Annotated in this window: 5 protein-coding genes and 1 pseudogene; 4 read left to right on the forward strand and 2 right to left on the reverse strand. The window is 68.6% G+C overall.

Annotated features, from left to right (window positions below; translation table 11 throughout):
* The 3 genes and pseudogenes from ACDELDRAFT_RS19270 to pyk form a co-directional block, all read left to right on the forward strand.
* Positions 1 to 197, forward strand: a pseudogene (locus tag ACDELDRAFT_RS19270) (nucleotidyltransferase family protein); the annotation flags it as partial.
* Positions 194 to 1,591, forward strand: a complete 1,398-nt coding sequence (locus ACDELDRAFT_RS19275) for an aminopeptidase P N-terminal domain-containing protein (protein WP_005799710.1) — start codon at positions 194 to 196, stop codon at positions 1,589 to 1,591. The pseudogene ACDELDRAFT_RS19270 and the gene ACDELDRAFT_RS19275, both read left to right, overlap by 4 nt.
* A 216-nt stretch (positions 1,592 to 1,807) precedes the next feature.
* Positions 1,808 to 3,244 (forward strand): pyruvate kinase, encoded by a 1,437-nt coding sequence (gene pyk / locus ACDELDRAFT_RS19280; RefSeq protein WP_005799711.1) that lies wholly within the window; start codon positions 1,808 to 1,810, stop codon positions 3,242 to 3,244.
* On the opposite strand, the gene ACDELDRAFT_RS19285 is transcribed toward pyk, so the two are convergent.
* Both ACDELDRAFT_RS19285 and ACDELDRAFT_RS19290 read right to left on the reverse strand, forming a co-directional pair.
* Positions 3,192 to 3,761 (reverse strand): phosphatase PAP2 family protein, encoded by a 570-nt coding sequence (locus ACDELDRAFT_RS19285; protein ID WP_005799712.1) that lies wholly within the window; start codon positions 3,759 to 3,761, stop codon positions 3,192 to 3,194. The genes pyk and ACDELDRAFT_RS19285 overlap by 53 nt on opposite strands.
* Complete coding sequence (locus tag ACDELDRAFT_RS19290) at positions 3,748 to 4,497, reverse strand: phosphatase PAP2 family protein (RefSeq protein WP_005799714.1); 750 nt, start codon at positions 4,495 to 4,497, stop codon at positions 3,748 to 3,750. Before ACDELDRAFT_RS19290 ends, ACDELDRAFT_RS19285 begins: the two co-directional genes overlap by 14 nt.
* Positions 4,498 to 4,573: 76 nt before the next feature.
* Here ACDELDRAFT_RS19290 and ACDELDRAFT_RS19295 point away from each other — a divergent pair.
* A partial coding sequence (locus ACDELDRAFT_RS19295; RefSeq protein ID WP_005799715.1) for a response regulator transcription factor occupies positions 4,574 to 4,774 on the forward strand: 201 nt, incomplete at its 3' end.

Raw genomic sequence — 4,774 nt, forward strand, 5'->3', positions numbered from 1 at the left:
CCGAACTGTTTGGCCCGCCCTGGTGCGACATCGCGCCGGGCAACCCGCTGGGCATCAAAGCCCCTCTGGCGCCGCTGCTGCGCCGCGCGATGGACAATGGCCGCGCAAGCGCTGCGCTTTACACCGGACGCTGGACCGATGTGGGCACGCCGCAACGCCTGGCCGAACTGAACACCCCTGCCCCGCAACTGCCATGAACATCTCCGTGCCCCCTTCCGTCTATGCCCAGCGCCGCGCGCGGCTGGCCGCCCAGCTGGGTGCGGGTGGTATCGCCATCATCCCCACGGCGCCCGAGCGCCAGCGCAACCGGGACAGCGATTTCCTGTACCGCCACGACAGCTATTTCTACTACCTCACCGGTTTCACCGAGCCGGGGGCCTGCCTCGTGCTCACCCACGAAGGCCGCAGCACACTGTTCTGCCAGCCCAAGGACTTGGAGCGTGAAATCTGGGACGGCTACCGGCTGGGCCCGGCTGCGGCGCCGGCCGCGCTTGGCGTGGACGCCGCCCACGCCAGCGGCGAGCAGGACGTGCAGCTGCCGCGCCTGCTGGAAAACCGCGCCTGCGTCTGGTATCCCTTTGCCACCCACAGCGGCCTGGCCGCCCGGGTGGAAGGCTGGCTGAATGCCGTGCGCGCCCGCGTGCGCCATGGCGCGCTGTGCCCTGCGCAGCAAAGCGATCTGTGCACCCTGCTTGACGAGATGCGGCTGGTCAAGGACGCGCACGAGCAGGCCATCATGCGCCGCGCCAGTGAAATCAGCGCTGGCGCCCACGTCCGCGCCATGCAGCGCTCGGCGCGCATGCTGCGGGCGGGCGAAGAGGTGCGCGAATACCACCTCGATGCTGAACTGCTGCACGAATTCCGTCAGCACGGCTCGCAATACCCCGCGTATGGTTCCATCGTGGCGGCGGGCGCCAATGCCTGCGTGCTGCATTACCGCGCCGATACCGCGCCCGTGCGGGACGGTGAGCTGGTGCTGATCGACGCCGGATGCGAACTCGATGGCTACGCCAGCGACATCACGCGCACCTTCCCGGCCAATGGCCGCTTCACCGGGCCGCAGCGCGCGCTGTACGACCTGGTGCTGGCCAGCCAGGAGGCCGCGGTGGCCGCGACCAAGGCCGGCGCGCGGTTCACCGATCCGCACGACGCCACCGTGGCCGTTCTGGCGCAGGGCCTGCTGGACCTGGGCCTGCTCGACAAGAACAAGGTGGGCGCGGCGCAGGACGTGATCGATAAACGTGCGTACTTCCAGTTCTACATGCACCGCACCGGCCATTGGCTGGGCATGGATGTGCATGACTGCGGCAGCTACGTGGAGCCCGGCGAGGTGGGCCAGGTGAGCGAGCGCAAGGACCCGCTGTCGGGCGAGACCATCACCAACCGCCCCAGCCGCATCCTGCAGCCTGGCATGGTCCTCACCATTGAGCCGGGCCTGTATGTGCGGCCCGCGGCGGGGGTGCCCGAGGCATTCCACAACCTGGGCATCCGCATCGAGGACGACGCCATCGTCACGTCCGCCGGCTGCGAGCTGATCACGCGCGGCGTGCCGGTGAAGGCCGACGAGATCGAAGCCCTGATGCGCGCCTGAGCTGCGCCCCGGTGGCGCGACCCGCGCCGCATAGCGCCCTTCGATTCTTTTCTTTGGTGCGCCCCGGGCGGGAGCAACGTGGCGGGCGGCTGTCGAGAGCCTCGCAGGGGCTGGGTATGGCGGCGGGACGGCGGTTTGCGCCGATGTAACTGCTTCCGTGTAAAAATGGAAACTCAATTACACGTTCCACGTTCAGTGAGAAAGAGACACCCCGCCATGTCCACCCGCCGCGCCACCAAGATTGTTGCCACCCTGGGCCCCGCCTCCAGCGACCCGCAATTGCTCGAGCGCATGATCTGCGCCGGCGTCAACGTGGTGCGGCTGAACTTCAGCCATGGCAAGGCGCAGGACCACATCGACCGCGCGATGGCGGTGCGCGCCGCGGCCCAGCGGGCGGGGCGCGAGGTGGCCATCATGGCGGACCTGCAGGGCCCCAAGATCCGGGTCGGCAAGTTTGCCGAGGGTCGCGTGCAACTGGAAGTGGGCGCGCAGTTCGTGCTCGATGCCTCGCGCACCGAGCCGGGTGACCTGGCCGGTGTGGGGCTCGACTACAAGGAGCTGCCGCGCGATGTGAAGCCGGGCGATGTGCTGCTGCTCAACGATGGACTGATCGTTCTCACGGTGGACGCGGTGCGCGGCGAGGCGGTGCACACCACGGTGAAGATCGGTGGCGAGCTGTCCAACAACAAGGGTATCAACAAGCAGGGCGGTGGCCTCACCGCGCCGGCGCTCACCGCCAAGGACATGGAGGACATCCGCACCGCGATGGGCTTCCAGGCCGACTATGTGGCCGTGAGCTTTCCCAAGAATTCCACCGACATGGAAATGGCGCGCCAGCTATGCAACGTGGCGGCCGCAGAGTACCGCCACAAGCCCGGCCTGATCGCAAAAATCGAGCGCGCCGAGGCCATCCCGCACCTGGAAGCCATCCTGCGCGTGAGCGACGGCATCATGGTGGCGCGGGGCGATCTTGCGGTCGAGGTGGGCAACGCGGCCGTGCCTGCACTGCAGAAAAAGATGATCCGCATGGCGCGCGATCTCGACAAGGTGGTCATCACCGCCACACAGATGATGGAAAGCATGATCACCAACCCGGTGCCCACCCGGGCCGAGGTGAGCGACGTGGCCAACGCCGTGCTGGACGGCACCGACGCCGTGATGCTCAGCGCCGAAACCGCCGCAGGCCGCTACCCGCTGGAAACCGTGGAAGAAATGGCCAAGATCTGCGCCGCTGCCGAAGCGGCCGAAGACCACCGGCTGGACGCCGATTTCACCGGCCGCACATTCGGGCGTATCGACCAGTCCATCGCGATGGGCGCGCTGTTCACGGCGCACCACCTTGAGGCGAAGGCCATCGTGGCCATGACCGACAGCGGCGCCACCGCCCTGTGGATGAGCCGCCACCGCAGCCATATTCCGATCTACGCGCTCACGCCCAAGGTGGCAACGCAGCGCAAGATGGCGATGTACCGCAATGTGCGGCCCCTGCTCATGGACACCAGTGCCGACCGCGACACGGCGCTGGCGCAGGCCGAGGGGCACCTCAAGAGCCGCAACATCGTGCAGGGCGGCGATGTTTACGCCATCACCTGCGGAGAGCCTATGGGCGCGCCTGGCGGGACCAATATGCTGAAAATCTGCCGCGCCAGTTGAGCTTGCGGCTGGCGGTCCACAGGCCGTCGGCCAGCCCTGCACCGATGGCGCCGGTGAGCGCACCCGCCAGCACGTCGGAGGGGAAATGAACGCCCAGGCACACGCGGCTCCAGGCCATGGCCACCGCCAGCAGCCAGGCCGCCGCCGCCAAGCGCGGCATTCCGCCCAGTGTCAGCCCCGCTGCCAGCGCGAAGGCCCCTGCGGAGTGCATGCTGGGAAAGCTGGCGCGGGCCGCGTGGTCGATCCACTGGATTCCCAGCCCGAGTTGCGCCGGGCGCGGCGCTGCGACGCACAGGCGAACGAGGTGCACGCCGGCCCATGCCAGCAGCATGGCGGCGAGGGCGAGCAGCACCGCCCGCCTTTGCTGGGGGCTGCCCACCGCCAGCAGCACCGCCAGCCCGGCGCCAACGGCCGTTGGCAGCCACTGCGAAATGGCCCGCGCCAGTGCGACCACCACGGTGGGGGTGGTGACGCCAGCGTTCAAGGCATGAAAGACGGCGAGATCAATGGACAGCATGGGAAGGTGACTCGGGTGGCAGCGGGCTGTCGGCCAGCGGAAAGCGCCTGCGCAGCGCGGTAGCGGCCAGATCGCACAGCCAGCCGGTGGTCCAGCACAGCCAACCCGTCCACAGCGTGTGGCTCATGAAGTGGGCGCCGCGCACCTGCTGGGCACCTCCCAGAATGAAACCCGCAATCAGTGAACCGGCCAGCCAAAGGCGTGCCGCACGCGGCTGGCGGCGGCGCAGCGCAAAGTAGCCGCCCAGGAAGGCGAAGCCCGCCGAGGCATGGCCGGCGGGAAAGCAGCGTCCGCCGCCGCCGTCGATGACGCCCAGCGCCCAGTGCGAGGCATAGCGCGCCACGCCGCCGAACTCGGCCAGATCCCAGGGGCAGCTGGTGGCGCTCAGGTTCTTGAGGATGCTCACCACACCCAGCGCCAGCAGGGCGCTGATGGCCAGTTGCAGGCGCTCTCCCATGTCGATGCGCTTGAGCACGCCCATCGGCCACCACACGCCAAGTGCCAGCAGCAGCACCACCAGCCAGCCCACGCGGCGTGCGCCTTCGTGCAGCACCTGCACAAAAAACCACTGCTCACGCATGGGGAAGCCGGTGGCGGTGCCGAAGGCGTGTGCCAGGGCGCGGTCCTGGCCCAAGGCATCCCACGCCAGCAGGCAGGCCAGCGATGCAATGGTCCAGGCAAGGGTGGTGCGTAGCGAATGGAAGGGCGCAGCGGAGGCGGGGCTCGTGGAGGGCATGCCGCGCACGATAGGCAGAGGTGCTTAACGGTGTCTTAATCTTTTTGTGCGGCACGGGCGCGGTGACAATGCGGCCATGCGAATCCTGGTGATCGAAGACGATGCGGGCATTGCCGACGGGCTGCGCAGCAATCTGCGGCAGCGGGGCTATGCCGTGGATGTGTGCGACGGCGTGGCGGCCGCGTGGAGCGCTTTGCGCTCCGAGCGGTTTGACGCCGTGCTGCTCGACCTGGGGCTGGCCGATGGGGAGGGCGGCGAGCTGCTGCAGCGCCTGCGC

This window comes from Acidovorax delafieldii 2AN (assembly GCF_000175235.1).
Classification (GTDB): domain Bacteria; phylum Pseudomonadota; class Gammaproteobacteria; order Burkholderiales; family Burkholderiaceae_C; genus Acidovorax; species Acidovorax delafieldii_B.